The 19745-nt window shown below is 53.6% G+C and carries 20 protein-coding genes; 14 read left to right on the top strand and 6 right to left on the bottom strand.

Features of this window, described 5'->3' with window-relative positions:
* Positions 1-22 precede the first annotated feature (22 nt).
* The 9 genes from rnr to RHN82_RS07165 all read left to right on the top strand — a co-directional run bounded on the left by rnr (position 23) and on the right by RHN82_RS07165 (position 8422).
* Positions 23-2464: a ribonuclease R gene (gene rnr / locus RHN82_RS07205; protein WP_047052627.1), complete on the top strand. Its 2442-nt coding sequence runs from the start codon at positions 23-25 to the stop codon at positions 2462-2464.
* Positions 2465-2528: 64 nt separating this feature from the next.
* Complete coding sequence (rlmB, locus tag RHN82_RS07200) at positions 2529-3260, top strand: 23S rRNA (guanosine(2251)-2'-O)-methyltransferase RlmB (RefSeq protein WP_047052626.1); 732 nt, start codon at positions 2529-2531, stop codon at positions 3258-3260.
* A 124-nt stretch (positions 3261-3384) separates the two neighbouring features.
* Complete coding sequence (locus tag RHN82_RS07195) at positions 3385-3786, top strand: YjfI family protein (RefSeq protein WP_047052625.1); 402 nt, start codon at positions 3385-3387, stop codon at positions 3784-3786.
* Positions 3787-3802: 16 nt separating this feature from the next.
* A complete protein-coding gene (locus tag RHN82_RS07190) occupies positions 3803-4501 on the top strand; it encodes a PspA/IM30 family protein (RefSeq protein WP_047052624.1) in 699 nt (232 codons plus the stop codon).
* Entirely contained in the window at positions 4501-5586 is a 1086-nt protein-coding gene (locus tag RHN82_RS07185; protein WP_047052623.1) for a potassium channel family protein, read from the top strand. Before RHN82_RS07190 ends, RHN82_RS07185 begins: the two co-directional genes overlap by 1 nt.
* The gene (locus RHN82_RS07180) at positions 5567-6220 is read left to right on the top strand and encodes a DUF2491 family protein (RefSeq protein WP_047052622.1); all 654 of its coding nucleotides are present in this window, start codon (positions 5567-5569) and stop codon (positions 6218-6220) included. The genes RHN82_RS07185 and RHN82_RS07180 overlap by 20 nt, the downstream gene beginning before the upstream one ends.
* 19 nt (positions 6221-6239) lie before the next feature.
* Positions 6240-6632: a DUF350 domain-containing protein gene (locus RHN82_RS07175; protein ID WP_047052621.1), complete on the top strand. Its 393-nt coding sequence runs from the start codon at positions 6240-6242 to the stop codon at positions 6630-6632.
* A gap of 9 nt (positions 6633-6641) precedes the next feature.
* Positions 6642-7256, top strand: coding sequence for a DUF1190 domain-containing protein (locus RHN82_RS07170; RefSeq protein WP_071886787.1), 615 nt, complete (start codon positions 6642-6644; stop codon positions 7254-7256).
* Positions 7257-7258: 2 nt separating this feature from the next.
* The gene (locus tag RHN82_RS07165) at positions 7259-8422 is read left to right on the top strand and encodes a glutathionylspermidine synthase family protein (RefSeq protein WP_310399105.1); all 1164 of its coding nucleotides are present in this window, start codon (positions 7259-7261) and stop codon (positions 8420-8422) included.
* 33 nt (positions 8423-8455) lie between these two features.
* Here RHN82_RS07165 and RHN82_RS07160 read toward each other — a convergent pair whose 3' ends face one another.
* The gene (locus RHN82_RS07160; protein ID WP_039271963.1) at positions 8456-9730 is read right to left on the bottom strand and encodes an MFS transporter; all 1275 of its coding nucleotides are present in this window, start codon (positions 9728-9730) and stop codon (positions 8456-8458) included.
* Positions 9731-9925: 195 nt separating this feature from the next.
* Between RHN82_RS07160 and RHN82_RS07155 the strand changes: the two genes are divergently transcribed.
* Positions 9926-11548 (top strand): isovaleryl-CoA dehydrogenase, encoded by a 1623-nt coding sequence (locus tag RHN82_RS07155; RefSeq protein WP_047052619.1) that lies wholly within the window; start codon positions 9926-9928, stop codon positions 11546-11548.
* Here the strand turns inward: RHN82_RS07155 and RHN82_RS07150 are convergent.
* From RHN82_RS07150 to bsmA, 3 genes are all read right to left on the bottom strand, one after another.
* Positions 11545-13476, bottom strand: a complete 1932-nt coding sequence (locus RHN82_RS07150) for a methyl-accepting chemotaxis protein (RefSeq protein ID WP_047052618.1) — start codon at positions 13474-13476, stop codon at positions 11545-11547. The genes RHN82_RS07155 and RHN82_RS07150 overlap by 4 nt on opposite strands.
* A gap of 170 nt (positions 13477-13646) precedes the next feature.
* Positions 13647-13922, bottom strand: a complete 276-nt coding sequence (gene yjfN, locus RHN82_RS07145) for a DUF1471 family protease activator YjfN (RefSeq protein ID WP_003856009.1) — start codon at positions 13920-13922, stop codon at positions 13647-13649.
* Positions 13923-14070: 148 nt separating this feature from the next.
* Entirely contained in the window at positions 14071-14400 is a 330-nt protein-coding gene (gene bsmA, locus RHN82_RS07140) for a biofilm peroxide resistance protein BsmA (RefSeq protein ID WP_003856011.1), read from the bottom strand.
* Positions 14401-14537: 137 nt separating this feature from the next.
* Between bsmA and yjfP the strand changes: the two genes are divergently transcribed.
* Positions 14538-15260 (top strand): esterase, encoded by a 723-nt coding sequence (yjfP, locus tag RHN82_RS07135; protein ID WP_047052617.1) that lies wholly within the window; start codon positions 14538-14540, stop codon positions 15258-15260.
* On the opposite strand, the gene ulaR is transcribed toward yjfP, so the two are convergent.
* Together ulaR and ulaG are read right to left on the bottom strand one after the other, a co-directional pair.
* Positions 15257-16012 (bottom strand): HTH-type transcriptional regulator UlaR, encoded by a 756-nt coding sequence (gene ulaR, locus RHN82_RS07130; RefSeq protein WP_003856014.1) that lies wholly within the window; start codon positions 16010-16012, stop codon positions 15257-15259. The two genes, yjfP and ulaR, sit on opposite strands and share 4 nt — an antisense overlap.
* A 110-nt stretch (positions 16013-16122) precedes the next feature.
* Complete coding sequence (gene ulaG, locus RHN82_RS07125; RefSeq protein WP_006810379.1) at positions 16123-17187, bottom strand: L-ascorbate 6-phosphate lactonase; 1065 nt, start codon at positions 17185-17187, stop codon at positions 16123-16125.
* A gap of 359 nt (positions 17188-17546) precedes the next feature.
* Between ulaG and ulaA the strand changes: the two genes are divergently transcribed.
* Genes ulaA through ulaC form a run of 3 tightly spaced genes read left to right on the top strand, consistent with a single transcriptional unit; the run spans position 17547 to position 19742 of the window.
* A complete protein-coding gene (ulaA, locus tag RHN82_RS07120; RefSeq protein ID WP_047052616.1) occupies positions 17547-18947 on the top strand; it encodes a PTS ascorbate transporter subunit IIC in 1401 nt (466 codons plus the stop codon).
* A 12-nt stretch (positions 18948-18959) separates the two neighbouring features.
* Positions 18960-19265 carry a PTS ascorbate transporter subunit IIB gene (gene ulaB / locus RHN82_RS07115; RefSeq protein ID WP_003856022.1) on the top strand — a complete coding sequence of 102 codons (306 nt, stop codon included), beginning with the start codon at positions 18960-18962 and terminating at the stop codon, positions 19263-19265.
* A gap of 9 nt (positions 19266-19274) precedes the next feature.
* Positions 19275-19742 carry a PTS ascorbate transporter subunit IIA gene (gene ulaC, locus RHN82_RS07110; protein WP_003856024.1) on the top strand — a complete coding sequence of 156 codons (468 nt, stop codon included), beginning with the start codon at positions 19275-19277 and terminating at the stop codon, positions 19740-19742.
* Positions 19743-19745: the final 3 nt, after the last annotated feature.

Below are 19745 nucleotides of genomic sequence, written 5' to 3'. Positions count from 1 at the left end.
AGCTGACAACGGAGGAACCGACATGTCACAAGATCCTTTCCAGGAACGCGAAGCCGAAAAATACGCGAATCCTATCCCCAGCCGCGAGTTCATCATTGAACACTTAACAAAACGCGAAAAACCCGCCAATCGTGAAGAACTTGCCGTTGAACTGAACATTGAAGGTGAAGAGCAAATTGAAGCCCTTCGCCGCCGCCTGCGCGCCATGGAACGTGACGGGCAACTTGTCTTTACTCGTCGCCAGTGCTACGCGCTGCCAGAACGCCTCGACCTGCTGAAAGGCACCGTTATTGGTCATCGTGATGGTTTTGGTTTCCTGCGCGTGGAAGGCCGTAAAGACGACCTGTACCTCTCATCCGAACAGATGAAGATGTGTATTCACGGCGACCAGATCCTGGCGCAGCCGCTGGGGGCAGACCGTAAAGGGCGCCGCGAAGCGCGCGTGGTCCGCGTGCTGGTGCCGAAAACCAGCCAGATCGTTGGCCGTTACTTTACCGATGCGGGCGTAGGCTTTGTGGTGCCGGATGACAGCCGTCTGAGCTTCGACATTCTCATCCCGCCTGAAGAGGTGATGGGCGCACGCATGGGCTTTGTGGTGGTGGTGGAACTTACCCAGCGCCCAACCCGTCGCACCAAAGCGGTGGGTAAAATCGTCGAAGTGCTGGGCGATAACATGGGCACCGGTATGGCCGTCGATATGGCGCTGCGTACCCATGAAATTCCGTATGTCTGGCCGAAAGCGGTTGAAGAGCAGATTGAAAACCTGCGTGAAGAGGTGCCGGAAGAGTCCAAAGCAGGCCGCGTGGATCTGCGCGATCTGCCGCTGGTCACCATTGATGGTGAAGACGCCCGTGACTTCGATGATGCCGTATATTGCGAGAAAAAACGCGGTGGCGGCTGGCGTCTGTGGGTGGCCATCGCGGATGTGAGCTATTACGTGCGTCCGCACACGCCGCTGGATAACGAAGCGCGCAGCCGCGGTACGTCGGTCTACTTCCCGTCGCAGGTTGTACCGATGCTGCCAGAAGTGCTCTCTAACGGCCTGTGTTCCCTCAACCCGCAGGTGGACCGCCTGTGTATGGTCTGCGAAATGACCATCTCCAGCAAGGGACGTCTGACGGGCTATAAGTTCTACGAAGCGGTGATGAGTTCCCATGCGCGCCTGACCTATACCAAGGTCTGGCATATGTTGCAGGGCGATCAGGATCTTCGCGAACAGTACGCACCGCTGGTCAAACACATCGAAGAGCTGCACAACCTCTACAAAACGCTGGATCAGGCGCGCGAAGAGCGCGGTGGGATCTCGTTTGAGAGTGAAGAGGCGAAGTTTATCTTTAACGCTGAGCGTCGTATCGAGCGTATCGAGCAGACCCAGCGTAACGATGCGCACAAGCTGATTGAAGAGTGTATGATCCTGGCGAACATCTCGGCGGCACGTTTCGTTGAGAAAGCCAAAGAGCCTGCGCTGTTCCGTATTCACGACAAGCCAACCACGGAAGCCGTAACCTCGTTCCGCTCCGTGCTGGCTGAACTCGGCCTGGAGCTGCCTGGCGGTAATAAGCCTGAGCCGCGCGATTACGCCGAGCTGCTGGAATCCATCAGCGATCGTCCTGACGCGGAAATGCTGCAAACCATGCTTCTGCGCTCCATGAAGCAGGCGATTTACGATCCGGAAAACCGGGGCCACTTTGGTCTGGCCTTACAGTCGTACGCGCACTTTACCTCGCCGATCCGCCGTTATCCGGATCTGTCCCTGCACCGTGCGATCAAGTATTTGCTGGCGCACGAGCAGGGTCATAAAGGCAACACGACCGAAACCGGAGGGTATCACTACTCCATGGAAGAGATGCTGCAACTGGGCCAGCACTGTTCCATGACCGAGCGTCGTGCGGATGAAGCAACGCGCGACGTGGCGGACTGGCTGAAGTGTGACTTTATGCTGGATCAGGTGGGCAACGTCTTTAAAGGCGTGATTGCCAGCGTCACCGGCTTTGGCTTCTTCGTGCGTCTGGATGAGCTGTTTATCGACGGTCTGGTGCACGTTTCCAGCCTCGATAACGATTACTACCGCTTCGACCAGGTCGGACAACGTCTGATCGGCGAATCCGGCGGCCAGACCTACCGTCTGGGCGATCGGGTGGAAGTGAAGGTTGAAGCCGTGAATATGGACGACCGTAAAATCGACTTCAGCCTCATCTCCAGCGAACGTGCTCCGCGTAACGTCGGCAAAACCGAGCGTGAGAAAGCAAAAAAAGGCGGCAACGGTAAAGCGGGCGGCAAGCGACGTCAGGCAGGTAAAAGAGTAAACTTTGAGCCAGACAGCGCTTTCCGTGGTGAGAAGAAACAGAAGCCCAAGGCGGCGAAAAAAGACGCTCGTAAAGCGAAAAAACCGTCGACCAAGACCCAAAAAATAGCGGCGGCGACCAAAGCGAAGCGCGCGGCGAAGAAACAGCAGGCGGAGTAATTTCCCCTCACCCTGACCCTCTCCCTGACAGGGAGAGGGAAAATATTTATTACGAGAACCATCAATGAGTGAAATGATTTACGGCATCCACGCGGTGCAGGCCCTGCTGGAGCGCGCGCCGGAGCGTTTTCAGGAAGTTTTTATTCTGAAAGGGCGTGAAGACAAACGTCTGATGCCGCTGATCCACGCGCTGGAAGCGCAGGGCGTAGTGATCCAGCTGGCGAACCGCCAGTATCTGGATGAGAAAAGCGAAGGTGCTGTACACCAGGGCATTATCGCGCGCGTGAAGCCAGGCCGTCAGTATCAGGAGAACGATCTGCCGGATCTGATCGCCGGGCTGGAGAACCCGTTCTTCCTGATCCTCGATGGCGTAACCGACCCACATAACCTGGGCGCGTGCCTGCGTAGCGCCGATGCAGCAGGTGTGCATGCGGTGATTGTGCCAAAAGATCGCTCCGCGCAGCTTAACGCTACCGCTAAAAAAGTCGCCTGCGGCGCGGCGGAAAACGTCCCGTTGATCCGCGTGACTAACCTGGCGCGCACCATGCGTCTGTTGCAGGAAGAAAATATCTGGATCGTAGGAACAGCCGGTGAAGCGGATCACACCCTGTACCAGAGCAAAATGACCGGCCGTATGGCGCTGGTGATGGGAGCGGAAGGCGAAGGTATGCGTCGTCTGACGCGCGAGCACTGCGATGAGCTGATCAGCATCCCGATGGCGGGCAGCGTATCGTCCCTGAACGTTTCTGTTGCGACGGGTATCTGCCTGTTTGAAGCGGTGCGTCAGCGTAGCTAACGAGTAAACTATAAAAAAAGCCACCCACTTCGGGTGGCTTTTTTTATGTCCTGGCTGGTAATATAACGGCCGAAGTGATTTCGGCTTTTATAAATATCTTTAAAACTAACACATGGATGAAATTATGAGATGGTCTCTCTCATCGCTTGCCGATGAATTGTCGCGCCAGCGCGATATTTATATTGATTTAAAAAATAACAATGATGTACTTATTATAAAAATGAATGAATATGGCGATTTGCCATTAAGTATTTTTATTACATCCCAGCAAATTATCATTGAAGCCTATATTTGTCCTGTTAATGACATTAAGCGCCAGGCTGATTTCAATCTCTTCTTATTACGTAATCAAAAAATGCTTCCCTTATCTTCTGTTGGAATTTCGCAAATTCAACATGATGAATATTATGTCGCTTTTGGTGCCTTATCCGTAAGTTCATCTCTTGAGGATATTATTCTGGAAATCACAACCCTTGCGGAGAATGCGCTGGATTTGGCTGAGCTTACACAAGAATTTATAAATTAACAGATAAGGGAAAGGTATGGGCATCTTGAAGAATCTTTTTACACTGGGTAAATCACTACTCAATCAGGCCGATGAAGCGATAGAAGAAGCGCAGGGCGTTCGGATGCTGGAGCAGCACATCCGGGATGCAAAAGCTGAGCTTGATAAAGCAGGCAAATCCCGGGTTGATCTGCTTGCCCGGGTAAAGCTCAGTAATGACAAGCTTTCCGAGTTGCGGGAGCGGAAGCAATATCTTGAGTCACGAGCGATAGAGGGAATGAGCAAGAATATTGATGCTGCGCTGCTAAACGAGGTTGCAGAGGAAATCGCCCGACTTGAGAATACCATTACTCGTGAAGCGCAGGTTTTGGAGTCTCTTGAAACCTCAAGAAATAATATTGAAAAAGCCGTAGCTATTACTTCACAACGAATTAATCAGTTTGAACAGCAGCTGGAGGTTGTTAAAGCCACGGAAGCCATGCAGCGGGCGCAACAGGCCGTGACGACGTCAACGATCGGAGCAACATCGAACGTAACGACGGCCGCAGAGTCTTTAAAAAGACTTCAGACGCGTCAGGCTGAACGTCAGGCGAGACTGGATGCGGCAGCGCAACTGGAAAAAGTGGCTGATGGACGTGAGCTTGAAGAGAAACTCGCGCAGGCAGGCGTGGGTACCACAGGAACAAGCTCCGCACAGGCGGTTCTTGAACGGTTAAAACTTACGCAGGCTCCGTAATGTTTCTCTCCTGGGTCGTGAATGTTTGCAGGCAACATTTATTCCGGCTTACCTGGACAGCGCTGCTGTGCTTGTTTGCCGGGCATTATTTGCTTTGCTTTGTTGTCTTTCGTTGGCTGGGAGAGACGACCCTCATTGGCCGGATAAGTGATTTTGTTTATTACAGCTCAGTGGTTGGGGCGACGATTGGCTTTGGCGATTTGAGTCCTCAGAGCGAAGCAGGGAAGTTGTTCACAGCTCTCTGGCAAATCCCCATTGGCGTTGGCCTTTTCGGCGCGCTGATGGGCAAAATCATTGCATTGGTGCAGGAATTATTAGCTAAAGGAATAGCAGGAATGGGCGATTTTCATTCTCTACGTAATCATGTTTTGGTGATTGGCTGGCGTGGTCATCAGACAGAGAAAATGATCTCATTGCTGCTTTATGATGAGCAGCGGGTATTTAGTCGCGTAGTGTTGTGTGAGCAGCAGGATATAGCGCATCCTTTATCCGATAATTTATATGTCGATTTTCTCAAAGTAAGTAACTACAGCGATCCGAAAGAGCAAAAACGGATGGGGTTAGTAAATTGTTCATGTGTAGTCATTTTTGCCAGCACCGATGAACAAACCTTTACGGCCACACTCTCGCTGGTAAACGATGCGCCAGCGCATTGCCATATCGTTGCTTATCTTGAGGATGAACGCTACGCAAGCTTACTGGAGACCCATTGCCCGACAATTGAGATTGTTCGCAATCTTTCAGCCGAACAGCTTTCCCGTTCGATCCAGGATCCTGGCTCTTCACAATCCGTAGCATCAATCATGAACCCGATGCTGGGTGATACAGGCTACGCGCTGATGGTACCCACATCGGTTTCCTGTATTCCTTATGGTGCGTTAATGCATTACATGAAACTGCAACATGATGCGACGGTGCTGGGGATTAGCCACTGTAAAAATGGTCGTGGTATGGAGCTTAACCCTGTGATCTCCACAGAGGTAAGAGGAGGAATGTGGTTGCATTTAATCGGCAATAGTCGCATTTCGTCGAATGAGGTGTGCTGGCAGAACATAGGGAAAAGTCATGCGGAACTTATTTTTTAATTTATTTAATAAAACACCTCAGCCAGTGAAGCGTGGCCCATTGGGATTACATCAACGTGCGGCGTTTACACTTGATACGCTGACATTTCGACTGTCCGCCCGTTTTTTGACGCAACTACCAGCAGAGGAATATACCATTGCAGCTAGCAGCGTGATTGAAGCTGGCGCGGGTTGTCGTATTTATCGTTATTACACGTCTGGCGATGAGTTTTTGCAGATAAATACTACTGGTGGTATGGAAAGGGAACATATTGATGATATTAAGCTTTTTATTTATCAGGATAGCTTTGGTATTACGTCGGAGAAACAATGGCAAAAAGAGATCGGTGCAGCTTTAATTGGCAGACCCAGTCTGCAATGGAATGAACGAGACTGGACAAGAATATTTAACGAGAATGAGGTGGGGAACGTTGAGCCGGTTTACCTGCTGGAACACGTTGAAAATAACCAGAACGAAAAATGGGATGTGCATAATTTCATGATGGCCTATCAGAGGGAGGCGACTGCCGATCTGTATGAGTACCTTTTGCTTACTGGCGAAGAGACATTTTGTAATAATAGCGAGCCAGAGTGGATCTTTTCGTATGCCGTAGGTGTGGATATTCCACTCACTTCGCTAAATATTGTTGGTTAACTTTCTGGGGATGTAAACCATGCTGGGTTCATTATTTGCTTTTCTTTCTTACTTCTTAACCGGTCTGGCGATGACCGTCATATTCTTATTCATCTACTCAAGAATAACGTCACATGATGAATGGAAACTGATTAAAGAAAATAACCTGGCGGCGGCGGCAGCATTCAGTGGCACGCTATTGGGGTATGTGATTCCTCTGTCCAGCGCTGCCGTAAACTCGGTTAGCATGCCGGATTACCTGATATGGGGATGCGTTGCGCTAGTCGTACAGTTACTGGTGTATGGCTGCGTGCGCATTTATATGCCGAACATCAGTGAAAAAATCGTTAACCGCCACTACGCCGCAGGTTTATTTATGGGGATGGCCGCACTGGCTGGCGGAATTTTAAATGCTGCCTGCATGACATGGTAATAAATGAACATGGCTAAAAAGAAAAAAACACGGAAGTCTAATCCGATTCGATCTGCATCAGGAAGCCAAAATGCAGCGTTCCGCTCTTCACCCTCAAAGCGCAAAAGCGGGAAGTATTTGACGCTGGCCATTATGGGCGGTGCAGCATTTATCGCTCTGAAGGGGTGCGATAGTTCGGCTGATGATAATGACGGTGATGGCGTGTTTTACGCATCGCCGCAAGCGTGCGTTGACGGTGGCAATAGCGCTCAGGTTTGCAGCGATGCATGGAACAATGCGAAAGCTAAATTTGAAGCAGATATGCCGAAAAAAATGTCCAGGGAAGACTGTATACGTCAATTCGAGAACTGCTATTACGACAATATCGAAAACAGCTGGATACCGGTTCTGTCAGGATTCTTACTTAATAAAAAAGTCAGAGAAGACGCTGATGAAGGGTACAGGTATACAAGCGGAGGTTCATTTTACTCTTCCCGTCCTGTGTGGCGAAGCTCTTCATCCTATGTCTGGCACTCCGGTAAGCAGGCCAGTAGTCAAATGGGCTATACAACAAAACGCGTATCAACCATTTCTCGTGGTGGATATGGGCGCTCATCCAGTGCGCGTGGAAGTTGGGGGGGATAATTATGTTACGTCATGACGTCCCCGTTCGTCCGGGGCTGGACAAAATTGCCCACGACCATGGTTTTCATTTTCATATCATCGACGATGAAATTTACTGGGATGAAAGCCGTGCCTACCGTTTTACGTTACAGCAAATTGAAGAACGAATAGAAAAACCCACGGCTGAACTCCATCAAATGTGTCTGGATGTGGTGGATCGTGCGGTAAAAAGTGAAGAACTGATGACGCAGTTGGCCATCCCGCCGCTTTACTGGGATGCCATTGCGGAAAGCTGGCACAGCCAGGATCCTTCACTGTATGGCCGTATGGACTTTGTCTGGACTGAAGAAGGTAGCGTCAAACTGCTGGAATACAATGCCGACACGCCGACGTCCTTGTATGAGTCAGCCTACTTTCAGTGGCAATGGATGGAGGACGCTCGTCGCTCCGGGATCATTCCGCGTGACGCCGATCAGTTTAATTCCATTCAGGATAAGCTTGTTGCTCGCTTTGAAGAATTAGCCACCGATATTCCACTTTACTTCTGCTGCTGCAAAGAGAGTGAGGAGGATCGCGGCACGCTTCTTTATCTGGAAGATTGTGCCGTCCAGGCCGGGCTGAACACCCGCTTTATCTATATGGATGATATTGGCCTGGGCACCGGCGGATTTTTAACGGACATTGACGATAACGTGATCCGCCGTGCGTTTAAGCTCTATCCTCTGGAGTGGATGATGCGTGATGAAAATGGTCCACTTCTCTGCGCCAGAAGAGAACAGTGGCTGGAGCCGCTCTGGAAAAGCATCATCGGTAATAAGGGTATTTTGCCCCTCTTGTGGCGGTTTTTTACGGGCCACCCCAACCTTCTGCCTGCGTGGTTTGAAAATGAGTTAACGTCGATTCCAAAAGGCGTTCCGATAGTTCGTAAGCCCTTGTTTTCGCGGGAAGGGGGAAATGTGACTATTTTCGACGCGCAGCGCAATATCATTGAGAGTGAAGCAGGGGATTATGCAAACGAACCTATGATTTATCAGGGTTTCCAGGCGTTACCGCGTTTTGGCAACAGCTATACCTTGATAGGAAGTTGGGTGATCGATGATGAACCTGCGGGAATCGGTATTCGGGAAGACGGATCGTCGATCACGAAAGATACTTCGCGTTTTATCCCGCACTATATAGCGGGTTAATTTGAGCTGGGGTGAAAACCCCAGCCCTGAGGTTCACTCCTCCAGAGACCGCAAATGGTCATCCTTCCTCAGTGTCATCAGCGCGAAAATACTCACCACCGCCGTTGCCATCACGTAGTACGCCGGAATATCCAGATTGCCCGTCTCTTTAATCAGCCCGGTAATGATCAGCCCTGCACAGCCTGAGAAGATCGCATTCGACAGAGAATAGGCCAGCCCCAGCCCGGTATAACGCACGCGCGTCGGGAACATCTCAGACAGCATTGCCGGCCCCGGCCCTGCCAGCATCCCCACCAGACCTCCCGCAATCAGCACCACAATCGCTTTAACCGCCAGCGTGCTGGACTCCGCCTGCAAAATTTTCAGCAGCGGCAGGGCGAGGATCAGCAGGAGCACGGTGGCGATAATCATCACCGTCCGCCGCCCGATCCTGTCGCTCAGCATACCCGATGGAATGATCGTGAGCGCAAACCCAATGTTAGAAATCACCGCAATCAGCAGCGCCTGGTTAAAACCGGTGTGCAGCGCAGATTGCAGATAGGTCGGCATAATCACCAGATAGGTATAACCCGCCGCAGACCAGACCATCACGCGGCCAATGCCCATCAGGATGGTTTTGAACGTGGCGGCGGTGCTGGCCTGAGTAACAACCGGTTTTTCCCGTTGCTGCACAAAGCTCGGCGTCTCTTCCATGCTCACCCGCAGCCATAGCGCGACCGCACCCATCGGCAACGCCAGGAAGAACGGAATGCGCCAGCCCCAGTCGTGCAAGGCTTCAGGGGAGAGAAGGGCAGAGAGCAACGCGACAATGCCTGCGCCCGCTAACAGCCCGAGCGCCACGGTGAAGGACTGCCATGCCCCGTAAAGACCGCGCTTGCCGCGCGGGGCGAACTCCGTCATCAACGAGACCGCACCGCCATACTCACCGCCCGCGAACAGTCCTTGCAGAATACGCAGGAGCGTAACGATCAGCGGCGCGGCAATCCCGATACTGGCGTAGACCGGCACCATACCGATGGCAGCGGTGGCGAGCGTCATCAATACCAGCACAATAATCAGCGTCGGTTTGCGGCCAATTCTGTCGCCAATGCGGCCAAAGACCACCGCACCCAGCGGACGGAAGAAGAAAGCGATGGCGAACGAGGCCCAGGTGAGGATCAGGCTGGTGAGCTCCGCTTCCCCCTCAAGCTGGAAGAAGTTTCTGGCAATCACCGTTGCCAGAAAACCGTAGACCGCAAATTCATACCACTCGATGAAATTACCGATGGAGCCTGCAATTAATGCACGCTTGTGCGCATCCTGTTGCATAACGATCCTCACATAAACGGGGTAAGAATAAATTATTCAGCATTAGTGAAGTAATGAAATAGTTTATTCTTAGGTTCTGTGAGCTATTTCACGAATGATATCAACACGATCGTCATCGTGTGACCCCCCTCCCATGCAGCGTGCATGCCCTCTGTCCATACTTACCTTTATTGCCAATGAAAGGAGGGAGACAGCATGCACTGGCAGACACATACCGTTTTTAATCAACCTGCACCGCTATCGAACAGCAACCTTTTTCTCTCTGATTGCGCCCTGCGCGATGCGGTAACGCGCGAAGGGGCTGAGTGGGATGTGGATCTTCTTGCCAGCATCGGACAGCAGTTGGGTACAGCGGAGTCGCTGGAGCTGGGCAGGCTGGCGAACGTTAATCCGCCGGAGCTGCTGCGTTATGACGCCACGGGAGAGCGGCTGGACGACGTCCGCTTTCATCCGGCATGGCATCTTCTGATGCAGGGGCTTTGCGCCAACCGGGTGCACAACCTGGCGTGGGAGGAGGAGGCGCGGAAAGGATCGTTCGTCGCCCGGGCCGCGCGTTTTGTGCTTCATGCTCAGGTGGAGGCGGGAACGCTATGCCCGGTGACCATGACCTTTGCGGCCACGCCGCTGTTGCTACAGTCGCTGCCCAAACCGTTTCACGACTGGTTAACGCCGCTGATGAGCGATCGCTACGATCCCCATCTCGCACCGGGGGCGCAAAAGCGCGGCCTGCTGATCGGCATGGGGATGACGGAAAAGCAGGGCGGTTCGGACGTACTCAGCAATACCACCAGGGCAGAGAAATGCAGCGATGGCAGTTACCGGCTGGTGGGGCACAAATGGTTTTTCTCCGTGCCGCAGAGCGATGCGCATCTGGTGCTGGCGCAGGCGAAGGGCGGGCTTTCCTGCTTTTTTGTCCCGCGTTTCTTACCCGACGGGCAACGCAATGCCGTGCGCCTTGAGCGTCTGAAGGACAAGCTCGGCAACCGATCAAATGCCAGCAGTGAGGCTGAGTTTCTTGATGCTTCCGGCTGGCTGCTGGGCGAAGAGGGGGAAGGCGTCCGGCAAATTCTGAAGATGGGCGGGCTGACGCGCTTTGACTGTGCGCTTGGCAGCCACGGACTGATGCGCCGTGCGCTCTCGGTGGCGCTTTATCATGCCCATCAGCGGCAGACCTTCGGCAAAAATCTGATCGACCAGCCGTTAATGCGCGACGTGCTAAGCCGTATGGCGCTGGTGCTGGAGGGACACACGGCACTGCTGTTCCGACTCGCCCGGGCGTGGGATAACCGCACCGACCCGCAGGAGGCTGCGTGGGCAAGGCTGTTTACCCCGGCCGCAAAATTCAGCGTGTGCAAAGCGGGCATTCCCTTTGTGGCGGAGGCGATGGAGGCGCTGGGCGGCATCGGGTACTGCGAGGAGAGTGAGCTTCCCCGCCTGTATCGCGAGATGCCGGTGAACAGCATCTGGGAAGGATCGGGAAATATCATGTGCCTGGACGTGCTGCGCGTGCTGGCGAAGCAGCCAGGGATCCACGACCTGCTTGCCGATGAATTTGCCCAGGTCAAAGGACAGGACAGACACTTCGATCGCAGCTGGCGGCAGTTACAGCAGAAGCTGCGTAAACCGCAGGAGGCGCAGGGGAGGGAGATCGCGCAGCAGCTCTTTTTACTGGGCGCTGGAAGTCAGATGCTGCGGCACGCATCGCCGCCCGTGGCGCAGGCGTGGTGCCGCATGATGCTGGATGCCCGTGGCGGTACGCTGATGAGCGAACAGGTGCAAAACGACCTGCTGCTGCGCGCCACGGGCCGGGTCGGTTAAGCCTTTAGCTGGAACAGGCTCACCAGACGGGTGAGATGGGAACCCTTCTCGCGCAGCGTCTGTGCCGTCTGCTCGCTGCGTGAGATGCGATCGGCATTGATGTGCGATGCCTCACCGATGTGCGTCATCGCCAGATTCACCTGACCAATCCCCGCAGACTGCTCGCGGGAGGCGTGGTTGATCTCGGTGACAAGCTGGCTGATGTTATCGATATGAACAATGATGGCATCCATCGCCAGACGCGTTTGCTCAGAAAGCGCATGGCCTTCGCTCACCTTGTTCAGCGTGTCGCCAATCAGTTGTTCAATCTCTTTTACCGCGTTGGCGCTGCGTGCGGCCAGGGCGCGCACCTCTTGCGCCACCACTGCGAAACCTTTCCCGTGCTCGCCCGCTCGCGCCGCTTCAACCGCCGCATTGAGCGCCAGGATATTGGTCTGGAAAGCGATGGACTCAATCACGCGGGTGATGTCTTCAATGCGTTTCGATGCATCACGAATATCATCCATGGTGGAAACTGCGTGGGTCACCGTCTCTCCACCCTGATGCACCGCGCGCGAGGTTTCACCCACCAGCTGCTGCGTTTGCTCCATGTTGGCGGCATTTTGCTGCACGGTGGCGGCTAATTGCTCCATGCTGGCGGAGGTCTCCTCAACGCTGCTGGCCTGTTTGTTGATCTGTTCAGAGATCTCACCGGTATCTGAAGCCAGCGCGTTAGTCCCCAGATGGATTTCGCTTGCGGCCTCGCGGACCTGCAACACAATTTTTTGCAGGCCGCCCCCGATCCCGTTGATGGCATCAATCAGCTGGCCGACTTCATCCTGGCGGGTTACCGGCAGGCTGGCGCGCAGATCGCCTGCGGCATACTGCCGTGCAAGCGCGATCACTGCGCGCAGTGGGCGGGTTAGCATCCGGCGAATGAGGATAACGAACAGGCCCGCGAAGAGCGCGGATAGCACCACGCCCGCCATCAGGAAGCGATCGCGCAGCGTGGTGACGCTTGAAAGCAGTACGGCTTTATCCACTTCACCCACGATGGTCCAGTTCCAGCCCGGCAGCGGCGTGTAGGCGACTTTGAGCGTACGGCCATCCGCGCTCACGCGTTCCAGCGTGCCGGCTTTATCGCTCAGAAGCTGTTGCTGTGTCGCCGTGTCCCAGTTGGGCAGTTTGCCCTCTTCGCTGGCATGGAACAGATACTGTCCGCGCGTTTTGCCGCTGCTGCGATCCAGTACAAAGAAGTGACCGCTCTCGCCCAGACGACGGTTAAGGATTTTCTCGCGCATGACGTTCCACGAATGGGTGATGTCCACGCCGACAAAGATAATCCCGATAACCTGGCCTTCCGCATTTTTAACAGGCTGGTACTGCGTGATATAGCGCTTGCCGAACAGCAGCGCGAGGCCGCGATAGACCTCCCCTTTGGTGACAGCCGCAAATGCCGGGCTGGTGGTATCAAGAACGGTTCCGATGGCGCGGTCGCCATTCTCTTTGCGCAGCGACGTGGCCACGCGGATAAAATCGTTACCGCTGCGGACAAATAGCGTCGAGATGGCTCCCGTTCGGCTCAGGAAGTCATCAGAAAGCGTATTGTTTTCATGCAACTCCGTTTCGCCGCCTTTCAGCAGAGGAACGGTAAGCCCATTTATGGTCCGGCTCTGGCTGCTGTCGCTGTTCAGCGGCTGTGGCAAAAAGGTCGTGAACAGACGGGTATAGCTTTCAACCTCTTCGCTCAGGCTGGTGTTGAACATCTCAACCATATCCACCATGCCGGTGGACTGGTTGTGCAGGTCTTCAACCGCAAGATCTTCAAGCTGCTGGCTGGCGTTGTGGCTCAACAGAAAAGTGAACAGCAAAAAAAGCGTGGCGACACTTGCACCTGTTAGCAGCGATAGCTTCGTGCCCAGACCTGCCCGGCGGAAAAAGGTGATCATAAATTGCTCATTATTGAAAAGTGATGGCTGTTCAACGGCAGAGCAGAGATAACGTTTACCTGTTTAATGTAACTGAATGTTACATGTTTGTTTTCGTTAGGTTTCGGGAGAGATAAAAAATTTGCAAAAGTGAAAAGCCACTAAAATTAAGTGGCTTTTATCGGAAGGGATTATGCATAAAGAATGGCCTGCACGCGCCAGTGATTAACATGGTGATCTTCCTGCATCTGGACGATGCGATACCAGGATGCGCCCTGTTCATCGGCCTTCAGGGCGACGACACGTTCAACGTCTTGCGGACTCCCCGTGATATTATTGACGGAGATCTGACCAATCTCGTTCAGGCCCGTGACGCAATCCGCGCTGGCAAATTCGGCCGACTGCGCCGTGGTGCTCAGCAGGCCCGCTGAAAGCAATAGCGTCGTTAAAGCAAGGGTTCGTTTCATCGTCAGCTCCTTTTCACGTGTCTCCGGTATCCGCCGGGCAATCCTTCGCGAATAAACTCATTTCCATTGTTGCTGGCATGGAGTTTATTGTGGACAGGAAAATGTCTACGGACGCAAAGCAGTGTAAAAGTCGTTCAAATGATGATGCTTACTTACGGTATAAAATTCCTTGGGCGTACCACTGTCCCGTAATAATGGTTTCATCAATCATCGTGATGACGTAATAATCTGCTTTTGCGGCAACGGCCTGTGCTTCAATTGCGTCTTCTGCATCATCCGGGGAACCACGAACCATCGCGGATACGGTACCCAGGCGTTGTAATCCTTCCGTCTGATTACGACGAATTTCCTGAGGATGATCGGTAACCGGCGGCGCCGGTTCTGGCGTACCCTGCAATACGGAACATCCGCTGAGCAGCGAGACCAGCAATAAAGCCGTAAGCCTGCGCATAAACCTGTCTCTTTTCCTGATAGCCATAGTGTAGTTGTCTGCGAATTTAGTTTTGGGGGAATGTTCCCGAAGTGTTATCTGGGACGTAGATTTCGAATGAAAATATCGTGAAACCGTAATCCAGCTCTCAACATTATGAATCATTCATCAGCACAGGATCGACAATGATTGAAATTGAAACTCGCCAGCTGAGTGAGCATGAAATCATCCATGCTTTTCCGGCTGGTAAAGGTGAACAGCCGCTGCCGACGGTAGTTTTCTATCATGGCTTTCTCTCCTCGAAGCTGGTCTACAGCTATTTTGCCGTCGCGCTGGCGCAGGCCGGTTTCCGGGTGGTCATGCCTGATGCGCCGAATCATGGGGCACGCTTTACGGGCGATGAGCAGGCGCGGCTGGGGCTGTTCTGGCAAACGCTGCACGGCAATCTGACCGAGTTCGCCGGGCTGCGTGACGCGCTCTTGCAGGCCGGGCTGGTGGAGGGGAAACGGCTGGCGGTCGCAGGCGCATCAATGGGCGGAATGACGGCGCTGGGGATCATGGCCAGGCATCCGGAGGTGACGTCCGTGGCTTGCCTGATGGGATCGGGCTATTTTACATCACTGGCAAAGACGCTGTTCCCGCCGCAGGCCCCTCAGGAGATTGAGACCCTGTTGTCTGAATGGGACGTCAGCCATGCGCTTTCACAGCTGGCCGATCGTCCGCTGCTGCTGTGGCATGGGGATGCCGATGACGTCGTACCGCCCGGTGAAACGTTCCGCCTGCAACAGGCGCTACAGCGCGAAGGGCTGGACAGCAATCTGACCTGCCTGTGGGGAGCAGGTGTCCGGCACCGTATTACCCCGGCCGCGCTGGAGTCAACCGTGGAATTCTTACGTCAGCACCTTTAAACGCGCAGCACTGTGACACCCTGATCCTCGAGCTTGCTGAGGATCTCGGGGTTGGCGTTTTTGCCGGTGATCACCATGCTGATTTGCTCGGCGCGGCTGAAAAGCATGCCAGCGCGTTCACCGACCTTGCTGCTGTCGACCAGCACCACCAGCTTGCCCACCACGTTAAGCATGTTCTGCTCTGCCATTGCGGTGAGCATATCGGTTTTATACAGGCCATCCGCCGTCAGACCTTTGCCGCTGGTAAACATCCAGTGCCCGGCGTAGAGGCTGTTTTCACTGTCCTGTGGGCTCAGGGTGATGGACTGGCTCTTGTTATACTGGCCGCCCATGATCACCACGCTTTCATGTTCCTGGTCGATGAGATAGTTGGCCAGCGGCAGATAGTTGGTAATGATTTGCACCGGCTTGCCGCACATCTCACGGCCCAGCAGAAACGCCGTCGAACCACAGTTGATCACCACGCTCTCCCCAGGATTCACCAGCTGTGACGCCGCTCTGGCAATCCGCACCTTTTCATCGTGATTCTGCGCCTGGTGGATGTTCATCGGCGTCCAGCGTGGACGCTGCTGGCTGATGGCCTCTGCGCCGTTGCGGACTTTTTTCAGCTTGCCGCTCTCATCCAGCTTGTTGATGTCCCGCCGCGCGGTAGCGGGGGAGATCCCTAAACGTTCGATCACTTTCTCGACGGTGATAAACCCTGTTTGCGCCAGGAGTTCCAGTAAAATTTGATGCCGTTGCGCTTCCGTCATGAGCTATTCCGATAAGAATTGATTTGAAAAGATGATATTTGAAATAGCGTGAAATTACTAAAATAAAAATGACATCGCCAGACGCAGGGTCTGGCGATTGGGCCTCGGTATCAGAGGAAGGACTTGAACGGCAGGTCTGGTTCAATCGTAAAGCAATCATCGAAACCACGCGGGTAGTGGTACTCAAGATTGTCTTTATCCAGCGGCCAGGTGAACTTGCCGCCAACCTGCCAGATGAACGGCTTGAAGCCATACTTGAGGCGGTCTTTTTTCATCTCCCACAGGACGCGGATCTCTTGCGGATCGGCCTGGAAGTTTGACCAGATATCATGGTGGAACGGGATCACCACTTTGGTGTTCAGCGCTTCGGCCATACGCAGCATGTCCGCGCTGGTCATTTTGTCGGTGATCCCGCGCGGGTTTTCACCGTAAGAGCCAAGCGCCACGTCAATCTGGTGCTCGTTACCGTGCTTCGCGTAATAGTTGGAGTAGTGGGAGTCACCGCTGTGATACAGGGAACCGCCAGGCGTTTTGAACAGGTAGTTCACCGCGCGCTCATCCATCCCGTCTGGCAGTACGCCTGCGGCTTTCTGATCGGCAGGCAGGGTGATCAGCGCGGTGCGGTCAAAGGCATCCAGCGCGTGAATCTCAATGTCTTTGATTTTCACCACGTCGCCCGGCTTCATCACGATGCAGCGCTCTTTTGGCACGCCCCAGCCAATCCACAAATCCACGCAGGTCTGCGGCCCGATAAACGGTACGTCGTCCGCGCAGTTTTGCATTACCGCTGCCGCCACGTTCACGTCGATATGATCGTTGTGATCGTGGGTAGAGAGAACGGCGTCGATCTGGCGAATGGCAAAAGGATCCAGCACAAAAGGCGTGGTGCGCAGGTTCGGCTGGAGCTTTTCAACGCCGGCCATACGCTGCATCTGGTGGCCTTTTTTCATCAGTGGATTGCCGTGGCTCTGTTTGCCGGTGCCGCACCAGAAATCGACACAAATGTTGGCGCCGCCTTCTGATTTCAGCCAGATCCCGGTGCAGCCCAGCCACCACATCGCAAATGTGCCAGGAGCAACCTGTTCCTGCTCGATCTCTTCGTTCAGCCAGCTACCCCACTCCGGAAAGGTACTCAGAATCCATGATTCACGGGTGATGGTTTTCACTTTACTCATCGTTTGACTCCTGGTTTTAATCAAAAGTAATCATACTGTGACTTGTTGTGATTAATGCTGGCACTGTTTGAATCGATTTGCAATGGCTGATTTGCGGAAAATTCCCCTCTCCACATCACAGAAAAAACATCATGACGTTGTTAAGATAACCGCTACAAATGATTAATGTATTGAAATTTAAGAATTTATTCGTTGAGCTGTATCGGTAGTGAAAATCATTACTAACACCATGGAAATAAATTGCGTGATCCGTCACAAATAATCAAATGCAATCTTGTGATGATTATTTGTGATTAATAGAGTGATGACACCAACCACACAGGGATTGCCCCTCGTGTTCTCATTTTCTGGAGAGAGTTATGGAGATCCTCTACAACGTCTTTACCGTTTTCTTTAATCAGGTAATGACCAACGCCCCGCTGTTGCTGGGTATCGTGACGTGCCTGGGGTACATCCTGCTGCGCAAAAGCGTCAGCGTGATTATCAAAGGCACCATCAAAACCATCATTGGTTTTATGCTGTTGCAGGCGGGGTCTGGCATTCTGACCAGCACGTTTAAGCCGGTTGTTGCCAAAATGTCAGAGGTATACGGCATTAACGGCGCCATCTCTGACACTTACGCGTCCATGATGGCCACCATCGATCGCATGGGAGATGCGTACAGCTGGGTTGGGTATGCGGTACTGCTCGCGCTGGCGCTGAACATCATTTACGTGCTCCTGCGCCGTATTACCGGTATTCGCACCATCATGCTCACCGGGCACATCATGTTCCAGCAGGCGGGGCTGATTGCCGTTTCTCTCTATATCTTCGGCTACCCAATGTGGACCACGGTCATCTGTACGGCAGTGCTGGTCTCGCTTTACTGGGGCATCACCTCCAACATGATGTATAAGCCAACGCAGGACGTTACGGACGGCTGTGGCTTCTCCATCGGTCACCAGCAGCAGTTTGCCTCCTGGATCGCTTACAAAGTCGCGCCGTACCTGGGCAAAAAAGAGGAGAGTGTTGAAGATCTCAAATTGCCTGGCTGGCTGAATATCTTCCACGACAACATCGTCTCCACGGCGATTGTGATGACCATCTTCTTTGGTGCCATCCTGCTCTCCTTTGGCATTGACGTGGTGCAGGCGATGGCGGGTAAAACCCACTGGACGGTCTATATCCTGCAAACCGGTTTCTCCTTCGCCGTGGCCATTTTCATCATCACCCAGGGCGTGCGTATGTTCGTCGCCGAACTGTCGGAAGCGTTTAACGGCATCTCCCAGCGCCTGATCCCTGGCGCGGTGCTGGCGATTGACTGTGCGGCTATCTATAGCTTTGCGCCAAACGCCGTCGTCTGGGGCTTTATGTGGGGCACCATCGGCCAGCTGATTGCGGTCGGCATCCTGGTGGGCTGCGGCTCCTCAATCCTGATTATTCCTGGCTTTATCCCGATGTTCTTCTCCAACGCCACCATCGGCGTGTTCGCTAACCACTTCGGCGGCTGGCGCGCAGCGCTCAAAATCTGTCTGGTGATGGGCATGGTTGAAATCTTCGGATGCGTGTGGGCGGTCAAGCTCACCGGCATGAGCGCCTGGATGGGCATGGCGGACTGGTCAATTCTGGCGCCGCCGATGATGCAGGGCTTTGCCTCCGTCGGGCTGGTCTTTATGGCCGTCATCATCCTGATTGCACTGACTTATATGTTCTTCGCTGGCCGTTCGCTGCAAGCTGAAGAAGATGCGGAAAAACAAACAGCAGAAGTTTCTGCTCACTAAGGAGTTTCGATTATGACCGTACGTATCCTGGCTGTGTGTGGCAATGGGCAAGGAAGCTCCATGATCATGAAAATGAAAGTGGATCAGTTTTTAACCCAGTCAAACATTGACCACACGGTGAACAGCTGCGCAGTGGGTGAATACAAAAGTGAACTGAACGGCGCGGACATCATCATCGCCTCAACGCACATTGCCGGTGAGATTAGCGTCTCGGGGAACAAATATGTGGTAGGCGTACGCAACATGCTGTCGCCTGCGGATTTTGGGCCAAAACTGCTGGAAGTGATCAAAGAACACTTCCCACAAGACGTGAAGTGAGGACGCCACATGAAACTACGTGATTCGCTGGCAGAGAATAACTCCATCCTTTTACAGGCCGAAGCCAGCACCTGGCAGGAAGCGGTGAAGCTGAGCGTGGATCTGCTGGTTAAGGCGGACGTTGTCGAGCCGCGTTATTACCAGGCCATCCTGGATGGCGTGGCGCAGCACGGTCCCTATTTTGTGATTGCCCCGGGGCTGGCAATGCCGCACGGCCGCCCGGAAGAGGGTGTCAAGAAAACCGGTTTTGCGCTGGTGACGCTGAAAACCCCGCTGGTGTTCAACCATGAAGATAACGACCCGGTCGACATTCTGATCACTATGGCGGCTGTCGATGCCAACACCCACCAGGAGGTGGGCATCATGCAGATCGTCAACCTGTTTGATGATGAAGCTAATTTTGACCGTTTACGCGCCTGCCGTACCGCGCAGGACGTGCTGGATTTAATTGATAACGCCACTGCGGCGGCCGTTTAAGAG

Origin of the sequence: Enterobacter cloacae complex sp. EB5 (genome assembly GCF_031432835.1) — a bacterium.
GTDB lineage: Bacteria > Pseudomonadota > Gammaproteobacteria > Enterobacterales > Enterobacteriaceae > Enterobacter > Enterobacter hormaechei_C.
The sequence above is the reverse complement of the archived record's forward strand: the minus strand, read 5'-3'. Positions and strand labels throughout refer to the sequence as shown.

Bases quoted from the DNA above. Each gene is read 5' to 3' on its own strand.
- rnr (WP_047052627.1), top strand. From the start codon at position 23: ATGTCACAAGATCCTTTCCAGGAACGCGAAGCCGAAAAATACGCGAAT.
- rlmB (WP_047052626.1), top strand. From the start codon at position 2,529: ATGAGTGAAATGATTTACGGCATCCACGCGGTGCAGGCCCTGCTGGAG.
- RHN82_RS07195 (WP_047052625.1), top strand. From the start codon at position 3,385: ATGAGATGGTCTCTCTCATCGCTTGCCGATGAATTGTCGCGCCAGCGC.
- RHN82_RS07190 (WP_047052624.1), top strand. From the start codon at position 3,803: ATGGGCATCTTGAAGAATCTTTTTACACTGGGTAAATCACTACTCAAT.
- RHN82_RS07185 (WP_047052623.1), top strand. From the start codon at position 4,501: ATGTTTCTCTCCTGGGTCGTGAATGTTTGCAGGCAACATTTATTCCGG.
- RHN82_RS07180 (WP_047052622.1), top strand. From the start codon at position 5,567: ATGCGGAACTTATTTTTTAATTTATTTAATAAAACACCTCAGCCAGTG.
- RHN82_RS07175 (WP_047052621.1), top strand. From the start codon at position 6,240: ATGCTGGGTTCATTATTTGCTTTTCTTTCTTACTTCTTAACCGGTCTG.
- RHN82_RS07170 (WP_071886787.1), top strand. From the start codon at position 6,642: ATGGCTAAAAAGAAAAAAACACGGAAGTCTAATCCGATTCGATCTGCA.
- RHN82_RS07165 (WP_310399105.1), top strand. From the start codon at position 7,259: ATGTTACGTCATGACGTCCCCGTTCGTCCGGGGCTGGACAAAATTGCC.
- RHN82_RS07160 (WP_039271963.1), bottom strand. From the start codon at position 9,730: ATGCAACAGGATGCGCACAAGCGTGCATTAATTGCAGGCTCCATCGGT.
- RHN82_RS07155 (WP_047052619.1), top strand. From the start codon at position 9,926: ATGCACTGGCAGACACATACCGTTTTTAATCAACCTGCACCGCTATCG.
- RHN82_RS07150 (WP_047052618.1), bottom strand. From the start codon at position 13,476: ATGATCACCTTTTTCCGCCGGGCAGGTCTGGGCACGAAGCTATCGCTG.
- yjfN (WP_003856009.1), bottom strand. From the start codon at position 13,922: ATGAAACGAACCCTTGCTTTAACGACGCTATTGCTTTCAGCGGGCCTG.
- bsmA (WP_003856011.1), bottom strand. From the start codon at position 14,400: ATGGCTATCAGGAAAAGAGACAGGTTTATGCGCAGGCTTACGGCTTTA.
- yjfP (WP_047052617.1), top strand. From the start codon at position 14,538: ATGATTGAAATTGAAACTCGCCAGCTGAGTGAGCATGAAATCATCCAT.
- ulaR (WP_003856014.1), bottom strand. From the start codon at position 16,012: ATGACGGAAGCGCAACGGCATCAAATTTTACTGGAACTCCTGGCGCAA.
- ulaG (WP_006810379.1), bottom strand. From the start codon at position 17,187: ATGAGTAAAGTGAAAACCATCACCCGTGAATCATGGATTCTGAGTACC.
- ulaA (WP_047052616.1), top strand. From the start codon at position 17,547: ATGGAGATCCTCTACAACGTCTTTACCGTTTTCTTTAATCAGGTAATG.
- ulaB (WP_003856022.1), top strand. From the start codon at position 18,960: ATGACCGTACGTATCCTGGCTGTGTGTGGCAATGGGCAAGGAAGCTCC.
- ulaC (WP_003856024.1), top strand. From the start codon at position 19,275: ATGAAACTACGTGATTCGCTGGCAGAGAATAACTCCATCCTTTTACAG.